Origin of the sequence: Roseateles sp. (assembly GCF_047654805.1) — a bacterium.
Classification (GTDB): domain Bacteria; phylum Pseudomonadota; class Gammaproteobacteria; order Burkholderiales; family Burkholderiaceae_C; genus Pelomonas.
In genome coordinates, this window is sequence record NZ_JASGIV010000001.1 from 3,687,953 (window position 1) to 3,706,047 (window position 18,095).

At 68.2% G+C, this 18,095-nt stretch carries 17 protein-coding genes; 10 read left to right on the forward strand and 7 right to left on the reverse strand.

Annotated elements, in window-relative coordinates; genetic code table 11:
- The first annotated feature begins 57 nt into the window (after positions 1 to 57).
- The 7 genes from QM732_RS16740 (at position 58) to QM732_RS16770 (ending at position 8,218) form a co-directional block, all read left to right on the forward strand.
- The gene (locus QM732_RS16740; protein ID WP_415657235.1) at positions 58 to 1,614 is read left to right on the forward strand and encodes a helicase HerA-like domain-containing protein; all 1,557 of its coding nucleotides are present in this window, start codon (positions 58 to 60) and stop codon (positions 1,612 to 1,614) included.
- 69 nt (positions 1,615 to 1,683) lie between these two features.
- The gene (locus QM732_RS16745; RefSeq protein ID WP_415657236.1) at positions 1,684 to 3,246 is read left to right on the forward strand and encodes a methyl-accepting chemotaxis protein; all 1,563 of its coding nucleotides are present in this window, start codon (positions 1,684 to 1,686) and stop codon (positions 3,244 to 3,246) included.
- Between the two features lie 86 nt (positions 3,247 to 3,332).
- Positions 3,333 to 4,412 (forward strand): sensor histidine kinase, encoded by a 1,080-nt coding sequence (locus QM732_RS16750; protein WP_415657237.1) that lies wholly within the window; start codon positions 3,333 to 3,335, stop codon positions 4,410 to 4,412.
- A gap of 46 nt (positions 4,413 to 4,458) precedes the next feature.
- The gene (locus QM732_RS16755) at positions 4,459 to 5,238 is read left to right on the forward strand and encodes a LytR/AlgR family response regulator transcription factor (protein ID WP_415657238.1); all 780 of its coding nucleotides are present in this window, start codon (positions 4,459 to 4,461) and stop codon (positions 5,236 to 5,238) included.
- Positions 5,239 to 5,286: 48 nt separating this feature from the next.
- The gene (locus QM732_RS16760) at positions 5,287 to 5,544 is read left to right on the forward strand and encodes a hypothetical protein (RefSeq protein WP_415657239.1); all 258 of its coding nucleotides are present in this window, start codon (positions 5,287 to 5,289) and stop codon (positions 5,542 to 5,544) included.
- Positions 5,545 to 5,566: 22 nt separating this feature from the next.
- The gene (locus QM732_RS16765) at positions 5,567 to 6,382 is read left to right on the forward strand and encodes a hypothetical protein (protein ID WP_415657240.1); all 816 of its coding nucleotides are present in this window, start codon (positions 5,567 to 5,569) and stop codon (positions 6,380 to 6,382) included.
- Between the two features lie 66 nt (positions 6,383 to 6,448).
- Entirely contained in the window at positions 6,449 to 8,218 is a 1,770-nt protein-coding gene (locus tag QM732_RS16770; protein ID WP_415657241.1) for a glutamine--tRNA ligase/YqeY domain fusion protein, read from the forward strand.
- Between the two features lie 61 nt (positions 8,219 to 8,279).
- Here QM732_RS16770 and QM732_RS16775 read toward each other — a convergent pair whose 3' ends face one another.
- From QM732_RS16775 to dbpA, 3 genes are all read right to left on the reverse strand, one after another.
- Positions 8,280 to 8,489, reverse strand: a complete 210-nt coding sequence (locus QM732_RS16775; protein ID WP_415657242.1) for a hypothetical protein — start codon at positions 8,487 to 8,489, stop codon at positions 8,280 to 8,282.
- A 119-nt stretch (positions 8,490 to 8,608) separates the two neighbouring features.
- On the reverse strand, positions 8,609 to 9,463 hold the full coding sequence (locus tag QM732_RS16780; protein WP_415657243.1) for a hypothetical protein: 855 nt from the start codon (positions 9,461 to 9,463) through the stop codon (positions 8,609 to 8,611).
- Between the two features lie 106 nt (positions 9,464 to 9,569).
- Entirely contained in the window at positions 9,570 to 10,970 is a 1,401-nt protein-coding gene (dbpA, locus tag QM732_RS16785; RefSeq protein ID WP_415657244.1) for an ATP-dependent RNA helicase DbpA, read from the reverse strand.
- 97 nt (positions 10,971 to 11,067) lie between these two features.
- Between dbpA and QM732_RS16790 the strand changes: the two genes are divergently transcribed.
- A complete protein-coding gene (locus QM732_RS16790; protein WP_415657245.1) occupies positions 11,068 to 11,610 on the forward strand; it encodes a hypothetical protein in 543 nt (180 codons plus the stop codon).
- A gap of 3 nt (positions 11,611 to 11,613) precedes the next feature.
- Here QM732_RS16790 and QM732_RS16795 read toward each other — a convergent pair whose 3' ends face one another.
- The 3 genes from QM732_RS16795 to QM732_RS16805 form a co-directional block, all read right to left on the reverse strand.
- Complete coding sequence (locus tag QM732_RS16795; RefSeq protein ID WP_415657246.1) at positions 11,614 to 11,958, reverse strand: translation initiation factor Sui1; 345 nt, start codon at positions 11,956 to 11,958, stop codon at positions 11,614 to 11,616.
- A gap of 46 nt (positions 11,959 to 12,004) precedes the next feature.
- Positions 12,005 to 12,637, reverse strand: a complete 633-nt coding sequence (locus QM732_RS16800) for a PEP-CTERM sorting domain-containing protein (protein ID WP_415657247.1) — start codon at positions 12,635 to 12,637, stop codon at positions 12,005 to 12,007.
- 107 nt (positions 12,638 to 12,744) lie between these two features.
- Positions 12,745 to 14,982 (reverse strand): alpha/beta fold hydrolase, encoded by a 2,238-nt coding sequence (locus tag QM732_RS16805; RefSeq protein WP_415657248.1) that lies wholly within the window; start codon positions 14,980 to 14,982, stop codon positions 12,745 to 12,747.
- A gap of 139 nt (positions 14,983 to 15,121) precedes the next feature.
- On the opposite strand from QM732_RS16805, the gene QM732_RS16810 reads away from it, so the two are divergent.
- Entirely contained in the window at positions 15,122 to 15,781 is a 660-nt protein-coding gene (locus tag QM732_RS16810; protein ID WP_415657249.1) for a peroxiredoxin, read from the forward strand.
- Here the strand turns inward: QM732_RS16810 and QM732_RS16815 are convergent, their stop codons facing one another.
- Positions 15,782 to 16,720, reverse strand: coding sequence for a LysR family transcriptional regulator (locus QM732_RS16815; protein ID WP_415657250.1), 939 nt, complete (start codon positions 16,718 to 16,720; stop codon positions 15,782 to 15,784).
- A 120-nt stretch (positions 16,721 to 16,840) separates the two neighbouring features.
- Between QM732_RS16815 and QM732_RS16820 the strand changes: the two genes are divergently transcribed.
- Complete coding sequence (locus QM732_RS16820) at positions 16,841 to 18,082, forward strand: MFS transporter (protein ID WP_415657251.1); 1,242 nt, start codon at positions 16,841 to 16,843, stop codon at positions 18,080 to 18,082.
- Positions 18,083 to 18,095: the final 13 nt, after the last annotated feature.

Genomic DNA, 18,095 nt, shown 5'->3' on the forward strand with positions numbered 1-18,095 from the left:
CAGCGGCCTGATTTATCGTTGGCAGAAGTGCGATTTTAGAGGAGCGCCTCCGGCATCATGACTACCGACCCCATCCTGCTGGCCCGCCACGGCGAGACCGAGTGCCTGCTGCTGCCCGCGCTGGCCAACCGCCACGGCCTCATCACCGGCGCCACCGGCACCGGCAAGACCATCAGCCTGCAGAAGCTGGCGGAGAGCTTTTCCAGGCTCGGCGTGCCCGTTTTCATGGCCGACGTGAAGGGCGACTTGACCGGCATCAGCCAGGCCGGCAATCCCAGCGAAAAGCTGCTGGCCACGCTCAAGGACCGAGGCATCGAAGCCCCCGAGAAGCTGGCATGCCCGACCACGTTGTGGGATGTCTTCGGCGAGCAGGGTCACCCGGTACGTGCCACCGTATCCGACATGGGGCCGCTGCTGCTGGCCCGCATGCTGGCGCTGAACGAGACCCAGGCCGGCGTGCTCCAGATGGTGTTCAAGATCGCCGACGACAACGGCCTGCTGCTGCTGGACCTGAAGGACCTGCGCGCCATGCTGCAGTACGTGGGTGACAACGCCAGCCAGTTCACGACGCAGTACGGCAACGTCTCGGCCGCCAGCGTCGGCGCGATCCAGCGCGGCCTGCTGCAGATCGAGGCCCAGGGCGGTGACAAGTTCTTCGGCGAACCCATGCTCAACATCGCCGACTTCATGCAGTCCGAGGGTGGGCTGGGCGTCATCAACGTGCTGGCCGCCGACAAGCTGATGAATTCGCCACGGCTGTACGCGACCTTCCTGCTGTGGATGCTGTCCGAGTTGTTCGAGCAGTTGCCCGAGGTAGGCGACCTGGACAAGCCGAAGCTGGTGTTCTTCTTCGACGAGGCCCACCTGTTGTTCAAGGATGCCCCCGACGCGCTGATCGAGCGCATCGAGCTGGTAGTGCGCCTGGTTCGCTCCAAGGGCGTGGGCGTCTATTTCGTGACGCAGAACCCGTTGGACATTCCCGACGCCGTGCTGGGCCAGCTCGGCAACCGGGTGCAGCATGCGCTGCGCGCCTTCACGCCGCGCGACCAGAAGGCCGTCAAGAGCGCCGCCGACACCATGCGAGCCAAGCCTGGCCTGGACATCGCCGCCGCCATCACCGAGCTGGCCGTAGGCGAAGCCCTCGTGAGCCTGCTCGACGAGAAAGGCCGGCCCAGCATCACGGAGCGGGTCTTCGTGCTGCCGCCGGGCAGCCAGATCGGCCCCATCACGCCGGCCCAGCGCCAGGCGCTGATCGCGAACTCGCTGGTGGCGGGCGTCTACGAGAAGCAGCTCGACCGGGAATCCGCCTACGAGAAGCTTACCGGCAAGCCTGCCGCGGCGCCTGCAAGCGGCGGCATGGCGGCCGAGGCCGGGTCGGTGTTCAAGGGTGGCCCGGCCTCCCCCCCGCCGGCGGAGCCCTCCGGCGGAGGCATGCTGGACGGCCTCAAGGACGTCCTCTTCGGCACCACCGGCCCGCGCGGCGGCCGCCACCCCGGGCTGGCCGAGAAAGCGGCCCAGTCAGCCGTGCGCAGCATGGGCTCGGCCGTGGGGCGCGAGATCATCCGTGGCGTACTTGGCAGCATCCTCGGAGGAAACAGCAGCCGCCGGCGCTGATCCCGTCGACGCGGCCAGACCGTTCATGCAGACTCGCGGTGCCCGACAAGGCAACCAGAAGGGGATGGCATGAATGCTCTGAAGCAATTGCGCATCGGCAGCCGGCTCGGCATCGCTTTCGCGGTGGTGCTGGCGCTCATGCTGATCGTGGCTACGGTCAGTGTGCGCGGCATCTTCCGCGTCGCTGCCGGGCTGGAGACGGTCTACCGTGACCGCACCGTGCCGCTGGCCCAGTTGGGCGAGCTGAACAACCTCTCCACGCGCAACCGCCTCATCATCGTCGAGATGCTGCGCGCGCCGGGCTTCGACGAGATCAAGCGCCGCAGCGATGAGCTCGCCGCCAATCTCAAGCGCGGCCAGGCGGTGCTGGACCAGTACCTGTCCACCCACCTGACCGACGAGGAGAAGGCCCTGGCCCAGCGCTTCACCGCCACGCGCAAGGCCTACATTGACGAGGGACTGCTGCCCGTCAGCGCGGCGCTGTCAACCGGCGGCATGAGCACCGCCCTGCAGATCTACGAGGAAAAGACGCTGCCGCTGGCCACCCGAGCGCGCGAGCTATCGGACCAGCTCGTCAAGCTGCAGATCGACGAGGCCGCCGCCGAGTACCAGCGCGGCCAGGAGACCCGCGGCACGGCGGTCGCGGCGACCGTGCTGCTCACCGCCATTGCCCTGCTGCTAGGCAGCGGCCTGGCCTGGCTCATCACCCGCTCCATCACCGAACCGGTGCGACGGGCTGTCGGGTTTGCCCAGGCAGTGGCCGGGGGCGACCTGACCACGGCCATCACCGCCGATGGGCGCGACGAGATCGCGACGCTGCTGGGCGCCATGAGCCAGATGAACGAGGGTTTGGTCAACATCGTGCGCCAGGTACGCCACGGCGCGGATTCCATACTTACCGGCGCTGGCGAGATTGCCAGCGGCAACGCAGACCTGTCACAGCGCACCGAGGAGCAGGCCGCCAACCTTGAGCAGACGGCCGCTTCCATGGAGGAGATGAACGCCACGGTGCGGCAGAACGCGGACACGGCGCAGACCGCCTCCCAGCTCGCCGAGTCGGCCAGCGGCGTCGCTGTCCGCGGCGGCGAGGTCGTGCAGAAAGTCATCGCGACCATGGGCGACATCTCGGCCAGCTCGCGCAAGATCGCCGACATCATCGGCACCATTGACGGCATTGCCTTCCAGACCAACATCCTTGCACTGAACGCGGCTGTCGAGGCTGCGCGCGCTGGCGAGCAAGGTCGGGGCTTCGCCGTGGTGGCAGGCGAGGTGCGTGCCCTGGCCCAGCGCAGCGCGCAGGCCGCGCGGGAGATCAAGGCGCTGATCGGCCAGAGCGTGGACAACGTCGATGCAGGCTCGCGCCTCGTCGGCGACGCCGGCACGACGATGACAGAGATCGTCTCCCAGGTCAGGCGCGTGGCCGATCTGATCGGCGAGATCGGCTCCGCCACGCAGGAGCAGACCACCGGCATCGGCCAGGTCAGCGAGGCGGTGTCACAGCTGGACAAGGTCACGCAGCAGAACGCGGCGCTGGTTGAGCAGGCCGCAGCCGCTGCGGACAGCCTGCGCAGCCAGGCCCAGCGCATGAACGAGTTGGTTGGCGTGTTCAGGATCGCTGCCACCGGCCACTGACGACCACCCTCCTCCACTGACGCCACTCCCGCCCCATCCGTCGCAGCCGCCTGGCGCCACGCAGGCCGGGGCATCATGCTGCTCCCATGAGCACCCGCACCGACTCGACCGGCGAATGGCGCACGCAGATCTTCGGCACGGTCGCGATCTGTACCGTCGTGGGCCTGCTGAATTTCGTGATCCGCGGCGGCGAGCTGGGCATGGGCATGCTGTACTCGTTTGCCATCGGCACGCAGATCTCGGTCTACATCTCGCTGCTGCACAACGGCCTGGACCGGCTGCTGCGCCTGTGGCGTGGCGAGGCCGCTGCGCCGCCCAGCCCCTGGATTGGCTGGGGCTGGATGATGCCTTGCATCCTGATCGGGTCGGTGGCCGGCTACGTGGGTGGACAGTGGCTGGCGGACCTCATCAGCGGCAACCGCTCCGTCCCGCCATGGCAGCTGTCGGACCGCCGCGTGTCCCTGTCCATCGGCTTCACGCTGCTGGTGTCGCTGGTGGCCTCGATGTTCTTCTACGCCGCGTACAAGCTCAACACCGCACGGCTGGCCCAGGCCGAGGCGCAGCGCCAGGCGGCCGAGGCGCGGCTCACGCTGCTGCAAAGCCAGCTGGAGCCGCACATGCTGTTCAACACGCTGGCCCACCTGCGCGTGCTCATCAAGCTCAGTCCAGACGAAGCGCAGCGGATGCTCGATCGCCTCATCGACTACCTGCGCGCCACACTGCAGGCCAGCCGAGCCACCGAGCACGCACTCGCCGAGGAGTTCGAACGCCTGTCGGACTACCTGGCGCTGATGCAGTTGCGCATGGGCGAGAGGCTGCGCGTGGCGCTGGAGCTACCCGGAGACTTGGCAGGCATCGCCATCCCGCCGCTACTGCTGCAGCCGCTCGTGGAAAACGCTGTCAAGCACGGGCTGGAGCCGCATGTGGATGGCGGCGAGCTGCGCGTGACGGCGCGGCGCGAGGCCCACCGTCTGGTACTGGAGGTCCTTGACAGCGGCGCGGGGTTGGGCGCGGCCAGCGAGCTGACCATCGTGGGCACCGGCTTCGGCCTTGCACAGGTGCGCGAACGCCTGGCCCGGCACTACGGCGACGGCGCTGGCGTCACACTGGCGCCTCGCCCCGGCGGCGGCAGCGTCGCGCGCATCGAGATTCCGACATCGGCATGACACGCTCGCAATCGTCGAGCCCACGGCACGCCCAAGAGGCGCTCACATGACCCCCACCGCCCTCATCGCTGAAGACGAACCCCTGCTGGCCGCCAACCTGCGCGCCGAACTGGCTGTCACCTGGCCCTCGCTGGAGATCGTGGCCCAGGCCGGCGGCGGCATCGCCGCCGTCGAGTTGGCCCTGCAGCACCGGCCACGGTTGTGCTTCCTGGACATCCGCATGCCCGGAATGACAGGGCTGGAGGCCGCGCAGGCCATCACGGAGGACTGGCCCGGCGACGCTGGCGTCCTACCCCTGTTCATCTTCGTGACGGCCTACGACCAGTACGCACTGCAGGCGTTCGACGCCGCCGCAGCCGACTACCTGCTCAAGCCCGTCACGCCAGAGCGCCTGGCCCAGTGCGTGCAGCGCCTACAGGCAAGGCTGGCCCAGCCTGTAGCCGAGGACGCCACGCTGGCCTCGCTGCGCCGACTGCTGGCGCAGGCCGCCACGCCCGTGCCGCGGTTGCGCCACCTGCAGGCAACCGTGGGCGACGCCATCGAGCTGGTCGCGGTGGAAGACATCGTCTACCTGGAAGCTGCCGACAAGTACGTGCGCGCCGTCACGGCACAGCGCGATTACTGGGTGCGCGCGCCGCTGCGCGAGCTGCTGCCGCAGCTCGACGGCGAGCGCTTCTGGCAGGTGCATCGCTCCACGGTGGTTCAGATCGACGCCGTGGCCCGCGCTCAGCGCCAGGAGAATGGCACCGTGGTGCTGGCGCTGCGCCAGCGGCCTGAGACGCTGACCGTCAGCCGGGTGCACGCCCATCGCTTCAAGGCGTTATAGCGAGGTAGCGGCACAAGCACGAAAACCGTATAAACGGTTTTTACGCCGATGAGCCGCGACCGCAAACCAACCCCCTGTCCCGAGCGCGCCAGGCTCGTGCGCGACGGCTTCACCATGCCCGAGGACGACTACGCCTTGCTCAAGGCGCTCAAGTCGCGGCTGCACGAGGTGGGCCGCGAAGCCAAGAAGAGCGAACTGCTGCGCGCCGGCCTGAGGGCGCTAGCCGAGATGGATGCCCCATCTCTGGCCGCGGCCCTGGACCGGCTGGCCCCCGTCAAGACCGGGCGGCCGCGCAAATCAGGCTAGGGCGCGTGCCGAGGAGACCCCTATGAGTGACGCGACCTACTGGTGGCATCTGCTCTGCGCCATCGCCGGCCTCAACCTCATCGCCTGGACGGCCTCCACCGCCTGGCTGCACCGCCACCGGCCCGACGGCACGACCTGGCCCCACCAGCGCCTGCAGCTACTGCTTTCGGCGCTCTATGTTCTGGGTTGCGGCTACCGCTCCGTGCTGCCGGTCTTCGACGTGCCGCGCGTCGTCATGGTCGATTCATGGGCCTCCAGCGTGATCGTAGGACGCACGGTGGCGACGTTGGCGGAATTGAGCTTCGCTGCGCAATGGGCGCTGCTGCTGCGCGGCGCGGCACTCGCGACCGGGCACCGCGCCAGCCTGTGGCTGTCGCACGCCGTGCTGCCGCTGATCGCGCTGGCCGAACTCCACTCTTGGTACGCCGTACTGACGACGCGCAACATTGGCCACGTCGTGGAGGAGGCGCTGTGGGGCACGGTCGCACTGCTCAGCGTGATGGCGCTGCTCGCGCTGTGGCCTCGCGCCACGGTGCGCGCGAAACGCTGGCTGGGTCTGGCCATCGCGGCCGGTGCTCTTTATGCAGCCTACATGTTCGCGGTGGACGTGCCCATGTACTGGGCACGCTGGCTGGCGGACGAGGCCGCCGGCCGAGCCTATCCCAGCCTCGCCGCCGGTATGGCAGACGCGGCTCACCGCTGGCATGTATCGCATGATTGGGCCCACTGGCGCAGCGAGGTGGTCTGGATGACGCTGTACTTCAGCGTCGCGGTGTGGATCAGCATCGGCCTGGCCCATGTACGACTGCCGCTGCGGCCGCGTCCGCCGGCTCCGTAAAATCGACGCTTTCCTGCCGGGCCAGGCTCTTGCCTTGGCCCGGTTGCCGTTTCTCAGAAGCCCCCGATGAGCCAAAACTCCCCCGCGGCCGCCCCGGCGACCAACTTCCTGCGCCAGCGTATCGAGCACGACCTCGAGACCGGTGCGTTCGCTGGCCGCCATTTCGCTGGCACCCCTGGCGACGCAGCCCACCATGGCGCCGGCCCGCTGGACGAGGCACGCGTCCGCACCCGCTTCCCGCCCGAGCCCAACGGCTACCTGCACATCGGTCATGCCAAGAGCATCTGCCTGAACTTTGGCCTGGCCCGCGACTACGGTGGCGCCTGCCACCTGCGCTTCGACGACACCAACCCCGAGAAGGAGGAGCTGGAATACGTCGACGCCATCAAGGAGATGGTGCAGTGGCTGGGCTGGAGCTGGGGTGACAACCTCTACGAGGCCAGCAGCTACTTCGACTTCATGTACGCTGCCGCCGAGGCGCTAGTCAACGCCGGCCATGCGTACGTGGACGAGCAGAGCGCGGACGAGATGCGCGCCAATCGCGGCGACTTCGGCAAACCGGGCACCAACAGCCCATTCCGCGACCGCACGCCGGCCGAGAACCTGGCACGGCTGCGCGAGATGCGCGATGGCAAGCACGCCGATGGCACCATGGTGCTGCGCGCCAAGATCGACATGGCGTCGCCCAACATCAATCTGCGCGACCCGACGCTGTACCGCATCAAGCATGCGGAACACCATGCCACGGGCAGCAAATGGTGCATCTACCCGATGTACACCTACGCCCACCCCATCGAGGACGCGCTGGAGCGCATCACGCACAGCATCTGCACGCTGGAGTTCGAGGATCAGCGCCCCTTCTATGACTGGCTGCTGGAACACCTCGCCGACCTCAGCCTGCTGGCCCGGCCGCTGCCGCAGCAGATCGAGTTCGGCCGGCTGAACCTGAACTACGTTGTCACGAGCAAGCGCAAGCTGCGCCAGCTCGTCGAAGAGAAGCATGTCGGCGGCTGGGACGACCCGCGCATGCCAACGCTGGTTGGCCTGCGCCGCCGCGGCTTCACGCCCGAGAGCATCCGCGCGATGGTGGAGGCCACCGGCGCCAGCAAGCAAAACGCGTGGATCGACGACACCGTGCTGGATCAGGCGCTACGCGCCGACCTAGAGCCGCAGGCGCCCCGCGCCTTCGCCGTGCTGCAGCCGCTCAAGCTCAAGTTGACCAACTACGCGGAGGTCTTCGGCAGCGCGGAGCACCGCGAGCCCTGTGAAGTTGCCGCCCACCCGCACAAGCCCGAGCTGGGCCTGCGCAGGTTCTCGCTCGGCCCCGAGCTGTGGATCGAGACCGAGGACTTCATGGAAACGCCGGTGAAGGGCTACTTCCGGCTCTTCCCGGGCAACAAGGTGCGGCTGAAGGCTGGCTACGTCATCGAATGCACCGGGGCCGAAAAGGATGTTGCCGGCAACGTGACGGCGGTGCTGGCAACGGTCATCCCCGACACCAAGAGCGGCACGCCTGGTGCGGACTCGGTCAAGGTCAAGGGCGTGATCGGCTGGGTGGGCGCGCATGAGGCCGTTGCCGCCGAGGTACGGCTGTACGAGCGTCTGTTCGCCGAACCCCAGCCGGATGCCGGCGGGCGCGACTTCATCGAGTTCCTGAACCCGAACTCGCTGCGCGTCGTACAGGGCTTTGTCGAACCATCGCTGGCGGACGCCCCGGCGGACGCGCGCTGGCAGTTTGAGCGCCACGGCTACTTCGTGACCGACCGCATCGACCACCGTTCCGGCAAGCCGGTGTTCAACAAGATCACCGGACTGAAAGACAGCTTCACCAAATAGGGCAGCAACGAGCACTGAGGAGGCCGGCCATCGTGGCCCGCCGCCATGACGCTTGCTGGCGCTAGACGCGGCGGATGGTGGGGCTGGCGTAGTCACGCCCAACGACGGCACGGGCGAACAGGTAGTTCTGCAGCGCCTTCTCGCTCAGCGCATCCAGCCGCACACCACCACGCGCGTCACAAGGGAAAGCGAGCGCACGGCCGGCCTGGTACAGGGATTCGAACCGGAGCTCATAGCCATCGCAGATCAGGGGCATGGGACGTGAGTTCATGGGGCACCTCGTCATGTCCTCAGACTAGGCGCCATGTCCGGTCCTGCACGGGAAAAGTTCTCGAATCGCCCCTTCACCCCCCGTGGTTGACCGGCGCGCCGCCCAGGAAGTCACGCCGATCAGCGCAGTGCCCGCAGTACGTCGATCTGGAAGGGCCGGTCATTCATCTCGACGACAGCCGGGCTGGGCACACTCAGCGTCATCAGCCGACGCTGGCCCAGGTTGAGCAGCCCCAGCGAGGGCTGCAGATGCTGTCGCAGCAAGGCCTGCAGCGAACCGTCAGCGAAGGCCAGGCGCAGGCCGCGCCCGATGCGTTCGATGGCGGCCTGGTTCCCCGGGTGGGTGTAGATGTACTGCGGCAGGTCATAAGCCAGCAACAGGCTGTCGTCCAGCGCCAGTCCCTTGAGGCCGGCATGGGCCTGCCACTCTTGCCCCACCTCCAGCACGCTGCGGCAGAACAGGTCGGCACGACCCAGTGCCACCATCTGGAACAGGCCCTCGTAGCCGTTGATCTCAGCCACCGTGAAGCCGTTGGCGCGCAAGATGTCGGCATCCGCCCAGCCCCTCCCCTGCACATGGCGCAGCCGTGCGACGGCGCCCAAAGTGTCGGCCTTGCGGACGAGATCGCGGTGGGGGGCATGCACGAAGCAGATCCGGTAACGGTTCACCCCGAGGTGGATGGGGAAGAGTACCGGCACCAGGCCCGCGGCGCGGCCGGCGTCCGGGCCGGCCACGAGCATGAAATTGGGCACCGCCTGCTGGGCCGCTTCCAGCAGCGCGCGCCGCTTGTTCATTGGCGCCGACAGCTGCAGCCGGTAGGGGCCGTCGCTGACGCGCGTCTTGTCGAGGGCCAGTTGCACTGCGTCACGGATGTAGGCGTTGCGCAGGTCGGTCTCGCTGTCCGGGGCGCGCAGAGTGATCGTCAACTCCTGCGCACAGGCCGGCCCGGCCGCCGCAGTCAGCAGCCCGATCATCCCCTGAAGCCAACAACGTCTGTGCAGCATGGACGAGACCCGAGTGACCGCGAATGTAGCCGCGCCACGAAGACTGCAGGGCGGCGGGTTTATCCCCAAAAGGGCTTCAATCCGCCAGATCGGCCAGCCGCCGGACCTTGACCTTGCGGCCCTTGAGCTTGCCCAGCGACAGCCGGCGCACGGCCTCCTGCGCGATGCCCCGCTCCACCGCCACGTAGCTGTGGAAGTCGGTCACGTTGATCTTGCCGATCTGCGTGCCTGCAAAGCCGGCCTCGCCGGTCAGCGCGCCGAGGATGTCACCGGGACGGATCTTCTCCTTGCGACCACCCAGGATCTGCAGCGTGTCCATGGCAGGCAGTAGCGGGCCGCCGGGCGCATCGCGCAAATCGTCCAGCGGCTGCCACTTGAATGGCTCGCCCTGCAGTTGCTCGATGCGGCCGATGCGCCCCATCTCGTCCAGGCTGGCCAGGCTCAACGCCAGCCCATCTGCCCCGGCACGGCCGGTGCGGCCGATGCGATGGACGTGCTGCTCGACGTCGGCGCTGATGTCGACGTTGATGACACAAGCCAGGTTGGCAATGTCCAGGCCGCGCGCGGCCACATCGGTGGCGGCCAGCACGGAGGCGCTGCGGTTGGCGAACTGAATCAGTACCTGGTCGCGGTCACGCTGCTCCAGGTCACCGTGCAGCGACAGCGCGATGAAGCCCTGTGCCACCAGCACGGCCTCCAGGTCACGGCATTGCTGCTTGGTATTGCAGAAGGCGATCGTCGATTCGGGCCGGAAGGCGCGCAGCAGGCGCGGCACGGCATCAAGGCGCTCGGCATCCGTCACCTCGTAAGCGATCTGGCGAATGGTCGACGCAGCGGCACTCGTCGCGCCCGCGACCCTCACCGTCCGCGGATCGCGCATGAACTTCTGCGCGATGTCCTTCACGCCTTCGGGGAACGTGGCCGAGAACAGCAGCGTCTGCCGGTTGGCGGGCGCTCGCTTTGCGACGGCCTTGATGTCGTCCAGGAAACCCATGTCCAGCATGCGGTCGGCTTCGTCCAGGACCAGAGTGTTGAGCGCTGCGAGGTCCAGCGAGCCACGCTCCAGATGATCGATGAGGCGGCCCGGCGTGCCCACCGCGATGTGGGCGCCGAAGGACAGGCTCTCCATCTGAGGCCGCATCGGGCTGCCACCGCACAGGCTCAGCACCTTGATGTTGTCCGCGGCACGGGCCAGGCGGCGAATCTCCTGCGTGACCTGGTCGGCCAGCTCGCGGGTGGGGCACAGTACCAAGGCCTGCACACGCGGCAGATCGGCCTTCAGGCGGTGCAGCAGCGCAATGGCGAAGGCGGCCGTCTTGCCGGAGCCGGTCTGCGCTTCGCCGATGACGTCCTGCCCGGCCAGCGCCAGCGGCAGGCTGGCGGCCTGGATGGGCGTCATCCGGGCATAGCCGAGCTGGTCGAGATTGGCCAGCATCGCGGCGCTGAGGGGCAGGTTGGAAAAAGCGGAATCGGTCATCACGCGATTGTCGAGGCTGTGACTTCTTGCGCAGAACCAGTCATTGGAGAGTTAGGAATTGCAATTCCTCACACTTCACGGGGTTCCGCTCAATAGCATGCCGCTCGCCCCTCCTGTCGTCCTGCCGTCCTGCACCATGCCCGCCGATTCGCCCACGCCGCCCCAACCCTCACAGCGCCGCCTGCTCAGCGGCGCGGGCGGCACCCGCAGCGGCGGCGGGAACACGCGCACACGTACCGGCAGCAAGACTGGTGCGGACGCTGTCACAGCCACTACGACCCTCAGCCAGCCACAACCGCAGGCTGCCACCGCCCCAGCCAAGGAAAGCCTGCCGCGTTGGGCCAAGGGCGTCGTCATTGGCGGCGTGCTGCTGGCTGTCGGCATGCCGGCATCGGTGCTCCTTTCCCGATCGATGCTGGTGCAGGGCATGCTGCAGGAGCAGAGCACCTCCACCGCCGCACTGGTCTGCACATCGGCGGAGGGGCGGGCGAACGACGACTCCAGCGTGTTTGGCTGGCTGTTCGGCGGCTCCCATGTACGGTGCAGCCAATGGGAGACTCGCGAGGCTCGCCAGCAGCGTGAACGGGAGCAGTACGAGGCCAACTACCTCGCGCGCCAGCGTGCCAAGCAGGGTTACTAGGGCTCAACCGCCCGCGCGCTTCACCGTCCAGCCCTCGGGTCTGGCCTTCAGCCAGGCCACGAGCTTGTCGGCGTGGTCGCCCTGGATCTCCACGACGCCGTCTTTCACCGTGCCGCCGCTGCCGCAGGCGGCCTTGAGCTGCTTGCCAAGGGTGGCGAGTGCCGCGTCGTCCAGCGGCAGGCCGCGGACGAGGGTGACACCCTTGCCCTTGCGGCCGGCCGTCTCGCGGCTCACACGCACGATGCCATCACCTGCAAGGCGCGCCTTGGCCTTGCAGGCGCATTGCGCGACCGGTTGGCCGCAGCCCGGGCAGGCGCGGCCGAAATCCGTCGAATAGACCAGTGTCATGGCCGCACTGTAGTGGCCCGCGCCTGGAGGCGCCTCAGCAGGCCCCTCAGGAGCGCTGGCGGGTGCGCCGGCGCAGGCCCGCCAGCAGGGCCGCACCGCCCAGCCACAGCAGCGTGGTGGCTGGTTCGGGCACCGCCGTGATCTGCGTGACGAAGTAGGCGTGCCCAGTGTGGCCGGTAGCCCAATTCGCCTCGTAGGCCCAGATCGCGCTGGCTTGCGCGGAAACACCAGCGAACTGCCCCCAGATCTGCAAGCCCGGCTGGTTTAACCCCATGGACACTGGCGCCTGGGTGGCGGCAGCGAAACTGGCCTCGGAGACCTTCCAGTTCACGGTGTCGGTCGTGAGGCTGGTCTGGCCGTTGGCGAAGCGCAGGCTGCCCCCGCTGAGGGTGAAGTCGGCCAGTAGCATCGCCGGCCCGCCAAAAGCATTGTCGGCATCGATCAGCAGGTAGACGGACTGGCCGGGCTGCAGCGTGATGGAGGCACTGCCCAATGCCGACCAGCCGCTAGTCTTGTCGAAGGCCGCCGAGCCGGGGTTGCCCAGCTCGGTAGCGATGTAGAGCTTGAAGAAGTCGTCGGCAGTGCCATTGACCGTCAGCGTGTCGGCGAACGCCGCAGGGCCGGCGGCAAGGGCTGCGGCCGTGGCTGTGAGCGTCAGGGCCTGGGCAAGGCGTTGCATCTGGGTCTCCTTGAGCTGCAGGGCATGCTAGCCAGCACGGCAGTCCGATGACAGCCCTCCACGCCCCCGCCTCGGGCGACGCCCTGCCCCTGCATCCCGGGGGGGCTTCAATGTCCGGTTTTCAGGTGTCGCTCAAAGAAGGCGTCCATCGTGCGGTACAGGTGCAGCCGCGATGCGCGGCCGGCGATGCCATGGGCCTTGCCGGGGTAGATCTGCAGGTCAAAGGTCTTGCCCGCAGTCTGCAAGGCCTCAACGAGACGCAGCGTGTGCTCGAACAGCACGTTGTCGTCGGCGGTGCCATGGACCAACAGCAACGGCCCTGCCAGCAGCGCGGCGCGCGACGGCAGGTTCGCGCTGACGTAGCTCGCCGCCCGGGCGCCCGAAGCTGCGGCATCGGGCAGACCGAGATAGCGCTCGGTGTAGGCGGTGTCGTAGAGCGCCCAGTCCGTCACCGGCGCAACGGCCACGGCGGCAGCGAAGGGCGTGTCGGCGTCCAGCATCGCACGCGCGGCGAGGAAGCCGCCATAGCTCCAGCCGAAGAAGCCGATGCGGGACGGGTCCACGCCAGGCACCCGGCCGGGCAGTTGGCGCACCGCGGCGAACAGATCGGCCACCTCCACATTGCCGAAGGCGGCCTGGTGGGCACGCGTGAACTCCCGATCGCGGTGCGCCATGCCGCGTGTGTCCAGCGTCATCACGCCGTAGCCGTGCTGCTGCCAGTAGGCGATCAGCGGCATGTCTCGGCCCCAACCCCAGTTCACGGTAGACGCACCCGGCCCGCCGTAGGCCAACACGATGACAGGATGCAGTCCTTCGCGACCGTCCTGCGCGGGAAAGAAGAAGGCGTTCAGCGGCGTGCGGCCATCAGCAGCCGTCAGCTCCAGCGACTGTGGCGTGTTCGTATACGACTTGAGCTGCGGATCAGGCGCGTCGCCGGCCAGGGCGATGACGGTACCCTGCCCCAGGCTGCGCAGTTCCAGCTGTGGTGGCTGTCCCCAGGCGGAGCGCGTCACGAGCAGCCGGCCACAAGCGCTGTCGGCCTTGGCGTCGCGCCACTGGCGCGGTGCGGCGCCCGGAACGGGCTGGGCCTTGCCGCCGCCCAGCGACATGACGAACAGCTCCTGGCTCTTGCCCAGGTCGCCCGCCGCCGCGAAGACCACGCCACGCTCGCCTACGCAGACAGCATGCGCGACGGCCTCCGGCTGCTGGGTCAGCGGCGTGCGCGCGCCGCTGGCACGGTCGACCAGCAAGAGCTGGCGACGGCCCGAAGCCTCGCTGGACCAGAGCAGACCACGCGGTGTCTCGATGAGGTCGTCGTGCACCTCTACCCAGGCCGCATCGCTCTCTGCGGTGATGTTGTGCGGAGCCGAGCCCGCCTGGAACTCGGTCAGCACCAGCCGCTTCTGGTCACGCGTGAACCATTGCAGCCAGGGCGTGCCGTCGGCAAACCAGCCGGCGCGCGCGATGTACTCGGCTCCGTCCTTGCCAGAGCGGGGCAGCGCCAGCTCACGGCGCTGGCCACTGGCGGCGTCGATGACGAAGGCCGTGACCAGGGCGTTCGCCTCGCCGGCCGCCGGGTAGCGCTGCGCGGTCATCGTGGTGCGATCCGCGAAGATCTGTGCGCGAGTCTTGATCGCGACGCCAGCCTCATCTACACGCAGGGCCAGCAACGACTTGCCGTCCCTGGACCACCAGTAGCCGCGCTGGCGCGACAGCTCCTCGGCCGCGATGAACTCGGCAAGACCCCAGCCAAGTGTCTCGCTGCCGTCCGTCGTCAGCTGGCGTGGCCGGGCGCCCGCCGTCAGCGCAAGCACGAAGAGATTGCCGCCCTGCACATAGGCCAGCGTCTTTCCGTCGGGCGCACAGCGCGGGTCCTGCTTGGGAGCGCCAGCGTCCAGCGCCAGTTTCTGCGCCTGCGGGCCCGCGGCACCCAGGCGCACCACGTACAGGTCGCCGGACAGCGGGAACAGCAGCGCGCTGTCGTCGCTGCCGCACCATTGATAACCGGTGATGCCGCGCTGGCTGATGCGCTGACGCTCCAGCGCCATCTTCTCGGCCTCGCTGAGCTTTTGCTCAACGCCACCCAGCAGGTCTGCGGCCGCCACGAGCTTGCGCGGCTCGCCGCCGGCCGCCGGTTGGGCCCAGAGTTCCAGCACCTCACTGTCGGCCTGCGACGGGCGCAGGAAGCTCACCCATCGCCCGCCCGGCGAAACTTCTGCCTGGCGGGGCAGGCGACCGGCGAGGGGTGGGTCGGCGGTGATGCGTTCCAGGCTGAGGACGGGGACTTGAGCCAACGCAGCGCTTGTGGCGCAGGCAGCTGCCAGCAGGGACAGGAGCAGTTTCATCTCTAGATGCTAGCTGCGGCCCGGGGAGCCATCGCCCGGCGACCTTCGATAGACGCATTCCGAACAAGCACATGCACCAAGGGCATGTGCTTCGTTCCTATCATGAGGGTCCGCTAACGCCATGCACGGAGCCGCCATCATGTCCCTTCGAATCAACGACATCGCCCCAGACTTCACCGCCCAGACCACTCAGGGCGAGATCAGGTTCCACGACTGGATCGGCGACAAGTGGGCCATCCTGTTCTCCCACCCCAAGGACTTCACGCCGGTGTGCACGACCGAGCTGGGCTACATGGCCAAGATCGAGCCCGAGTTCACCCGGCGCAACGCCAAGCTGATTGGCCTGTCCGTGGATCCCGTGGACAACCACCACCGCTGGGCCGCCGACATCGAGGAGACGCAGGGCCATCTGCCCAAGTACCCCATGATCGGCGACCACGACCTCAATGTCGCCAAGCTCTACAACATGCTGCCGGCCGACGAAGCTGGCTCCTCCGACGGCCGCACCGCTGCGACCAATGCGACCGTGCGCTCGGTCTTCGTCATCGGCCCGGACAAGAAGATCAAGCTGATGCTGACCTACCCGATGACGACGGGCCGCAACTTCGACGAGATCCTGCGCGTGCTGGACTCCCTGCAGCTGACGGCCAAGCACAAGGTGGCTACGCCGGTGAACTGGAAGCAGGGCGAGGACGTCATCATCGCCGGTTCAGTGTCGGACGAGGACGCCAAGACGCTGTTCCCGCAGGGCTGGAAGGCGCCCAAGCCCTATCTGCGCATCACCAAGCAGCCCAGCTGATCAGCCCGAACGGGGCGGCTTGGCCGCCGCATCGCGCTCCCAGGGCGGCACGCCGCCGATCTTCTCGGCCATGAAGTCGATGAATGCCGTCACGCGCGCCGGCACCAGCCGGCGCTGCGGCATCACCGCGTGGATGCCGGTCTCGGGCAACCGGCAGTCCGGCAATACGACGACCAGCCGCCCAGCGCGCAGGTCGCCGGCCACGTGCCAGGTCGAGTGGATGGCGATGCCCATGCCGGCCACGGCCGCGTCGCGCAGCACTTCGCCCTGGCTGCTCTCCAACGGCCCATCCACCTTCACGGCGAGCTCGCGGCCACGCCTGTCCTTCATCCGCCACACGTCCGCCCGGCCCTGGCTGCCGACGAGGACGAGACAGTCATGGGCGGCCAGTTCCTCCGGCCGCGCAGGGCTGCCGCGCCGACGCAGATAGTCGGGTGACGCGCACAGCACGCGGCGGTTCGCGGCCAGGCGCCGCGCGACCAGGCTGGAGTCCTCCATCGCGCCGATGCGCAGGGCTAGGTCGAAACCAGCCGTCACGAGGTCATGCATCTGGTCAGACAGGTCCACGCTGAGCCGCAGCTGCGGGTGGCGCCGCATGAATTCCGGCAGCACCGGTGACACGTAGTGCCGCGCGAAGGTGGCCGACGTCGTGAGCCGCAGTGTGCCGCCGACGCCGGTGCCAGCCTGGCGCAGGCCCGACATCAACGTCTGCAGGTCGTCCACCAGCGGGCGGCCCTGCTCGGCCAGCGCCAAGCCCTCGTCCGTCGGCGTGAGGCTGCGCGTGGTGCGGTGGAACAGGCGCACGCCAAGCGACTGCTCCAGCGCCCGCAGCCGCTGGCTGGCCACGGCCACCGAAAGGTCCAGGCTGCGCGCCGCCGCGCTGATGGAGCCGGCGTCAAACACACGCAGGAACAGGTTCAAGTCATCGACACGACTCATGCCTTGCACCTCGTTTATCAATGATTGTTTGAATGTGATTGAGCATTTCGGTGGTTTTTACATCGAATGCAAATTCCTAAGCTGGCGGCCGACGTTCCACTTCCGCTACGAAATCCCACCATGCACACCCCTTTGGCTGCCACTGCGGCGCCTCCCTCCACACCCGCCCGGCGCCCCTGGGCGCTCTACGCGCTCACCGTCGGCGCCTTCGGCATCGGCACCACTGAATTCGTCATCATGGGCCTGCTACTGCAGCTAGCCGCCGATCTGCAGGTCAGCATCGCTGCGGCCGGGCTGCTGATCTCGGGCTATGCGCTGGGAGTGTTCGTCGGCGCGCCGCTGCTGACGGCCGCCACCAGCCGCGTGCCCCGCAAGACCGCGCTGCTGGCGCTGATGGCCATCTTCACGCTGGGCAACCTGGCCTGCGCACTGGCACCCAGCTACTGGGTGCTGATGGCCGCACGTGTCGTCACGTCGCTGGCGCATGGCACCTTCTTCGGTGTAGGCGCCGTCGTCGCCACCAGCGTAGTGCCGGCCGACCGCAAGGCCTCGGCCATCTCGACGATGTTCACAGGGCTGACTGTGGCAACGCTGCTGGGCGTACCGGCGGGTGCATGGCTGGGCCTGCACCACGGCTGGCGTGCGACCTTCTGGGCCGTCAGCGCCATCGGCCTCGTCGCCATGGCCGTCATCGCATTGTTCGTATCAGCGCGCGAGGCCGGCGCCGGCAGTGCAGTCTCGATGCGCGAGGAGTTCAAGGTGCTGCGCCGCCCGCAGGTGCTGCTGGGCCTGGCGGCCACGGTGCTCGGCTTTGCCGGCGTCTTCGTCGTCTTCACCTATGTGCAACCGCTGCTGACCCGGGTCAGCGGCTTCGGCGATTCCGGCGTGTCGGCCATCCTGCTCGTGTTCGGCGTCGGCATGATCCTTGGCAACCTCGTTGGCGGACGCTTCGGCGACCGCGCACCGGTTCGCACACTGCTCGGCTCGCTGGCCGCGCTGGCCGGCGTGCTGGCACTGATGGGGTTCGTCATGGAAAGCCAGCCGGCAGCCGTGCTCTTCATCGGCCTGCTCGGCGCGGCCGGGTTCGCCACCGTAGCACCGCTGCAGTTGCGCGTGCTGAGCAAGGCCGAGGGCGCGGGGCAGAGCATGGCATCCAGCCTGAACATCGCGGCCTTCAACCTAGGCAACGCGCTGGGTGCGTGGCTGGGCGGCGCGGTCATCGACCACGGTCTGGGACTTGCCCGGCTGCCCTGGGTCGCCACGCTGCTGACCGTGGGCGGCCTGGCCGTAGCCTGGGTCAGCGTGCGGCTGGAGCGTGGCGACGCCTCGCGGCCCGCCGCCGCGCTGCCGGCTGGCTGCTGACCGCCTCTCGGCC

Bases quoted from the DNA above. Each gene is read 5' to 3' on its own strand.
- QM732_RS16740 (WP_415657235.1), top strand. From the start codon at position 58: ATGACTACCGACCCCATCCTGCTGGCCCGCCACGGCGAGACCGAGTGC.
- QM732_RS16745 (WP_415657236.1), top strand. From the start codon at position 1,684: ATGAATGCTCTGAAGCAATTGCGCATCGGCAGCCGGCTCGGCATCGCT.
- QM732_RS16750 (WP_415657237.1), top strand. From the start codon at position 3,333: ATGAGCACCCGCACCGACTCGACCGGCGAATGGCGCACGCAGATCTTC.
- QM732_RS16755 (WP_415657238.1), top strand. From the start codon at position 4,459: ATGACCCCCACCGCCCTCATCGCTGAAGACGAACCCCTGCTGGCCGCC.
- QM732_RS16760 (WP_415657239.1), top strand. From the start codon at position 5,287: ATGAGCCGCGACCGCAAACCAACCCCCTGTCCCGAGCGCGCCAGGCTC.
- QM732_RS16765 (WP_415657240.1), top strand. From the start codon at position 5,567: ATGAGTGACGCGACCTACTGGTGGCATCTGCTCTGCGCCATCGCCGGC.
- QM732_RS16770 (WP_415657241.1), top strand. From the start codon at position 6,449: ATGAGCCAAAACTCCCCCGCGGCCGCCCCGGCGACCAACTTCCTGCGC.
- QM732_RS16775 (WP_415657242.1), bottom strand. From the start codon at position 8,489: ATGAACTCACGTCCCATGCCCCTGATCTGCGATGGCTATGAGCTCCGG.
- QM732_RS16780 (WP_415657243.1), bottom strand. From the start codon at position 9,463: ATGATCGGGCTGCTGACTGCGGCGGCCGGGCCGGCCTGTGCGCAGGAG.
- dbpA (WP_415657244.1), bottom strand. From the start codon at position 10,970: ATGACCGATTCCGCTTTTTCCAACCTGCCCCTCAGCGCCGCGATGCTG.
- QM732_RS16790 (WP_415657245.1), top strand. From the start codon at position 11,068: ATGCCGCTCGCCCCTCCTGTCGTCCTGCCGTCCTGCACCATGCCCGCC.
- QM732_RS16795 (WP_415657246.1), bottom strand. From the start codon at position 11,958: ATGACACTGGTCTATTCGACGGATTTCGGCCGCGCCTGCCCGGGCTGC.
- QM732_RS16800 (WP_415657247.1), bottom strand. From the start codon at position 12,637: ATGCAACGCCTTGCCCAGGCCCTGACGCTCACAGCCACGGCCGCAGCC.
- QM732_RS16805 (WP_415657248.1), bottom strand. From the start codon at position 14,982: ATGAAACTGCTCCTGTCCCTGCTGGCAGCTGCCTGCGCCACAAGCGCT.
- QM732_RS16810 (WP_415657249.1), top strand. From the start codon at position 15,122: ATGTCCCTTCGAATCAACGACATCGCCCCAGACTTCACCGCCCAGACC.
- QM732_RS16815 (WP_415657250.1), bottom strand. From the start codon at position 16,720: ATGAGTCGTGTCGATGACTTGAACCTGTTCCTGCGTGTGTTTGACGCC.
- QM732_RS16820 (WP_415657251.1), top strand. From the start codon at position 16,841: ATGCACACCCCTTTGGCTGCCACTGCGGCGCCTCCCTCCACACCCGCC.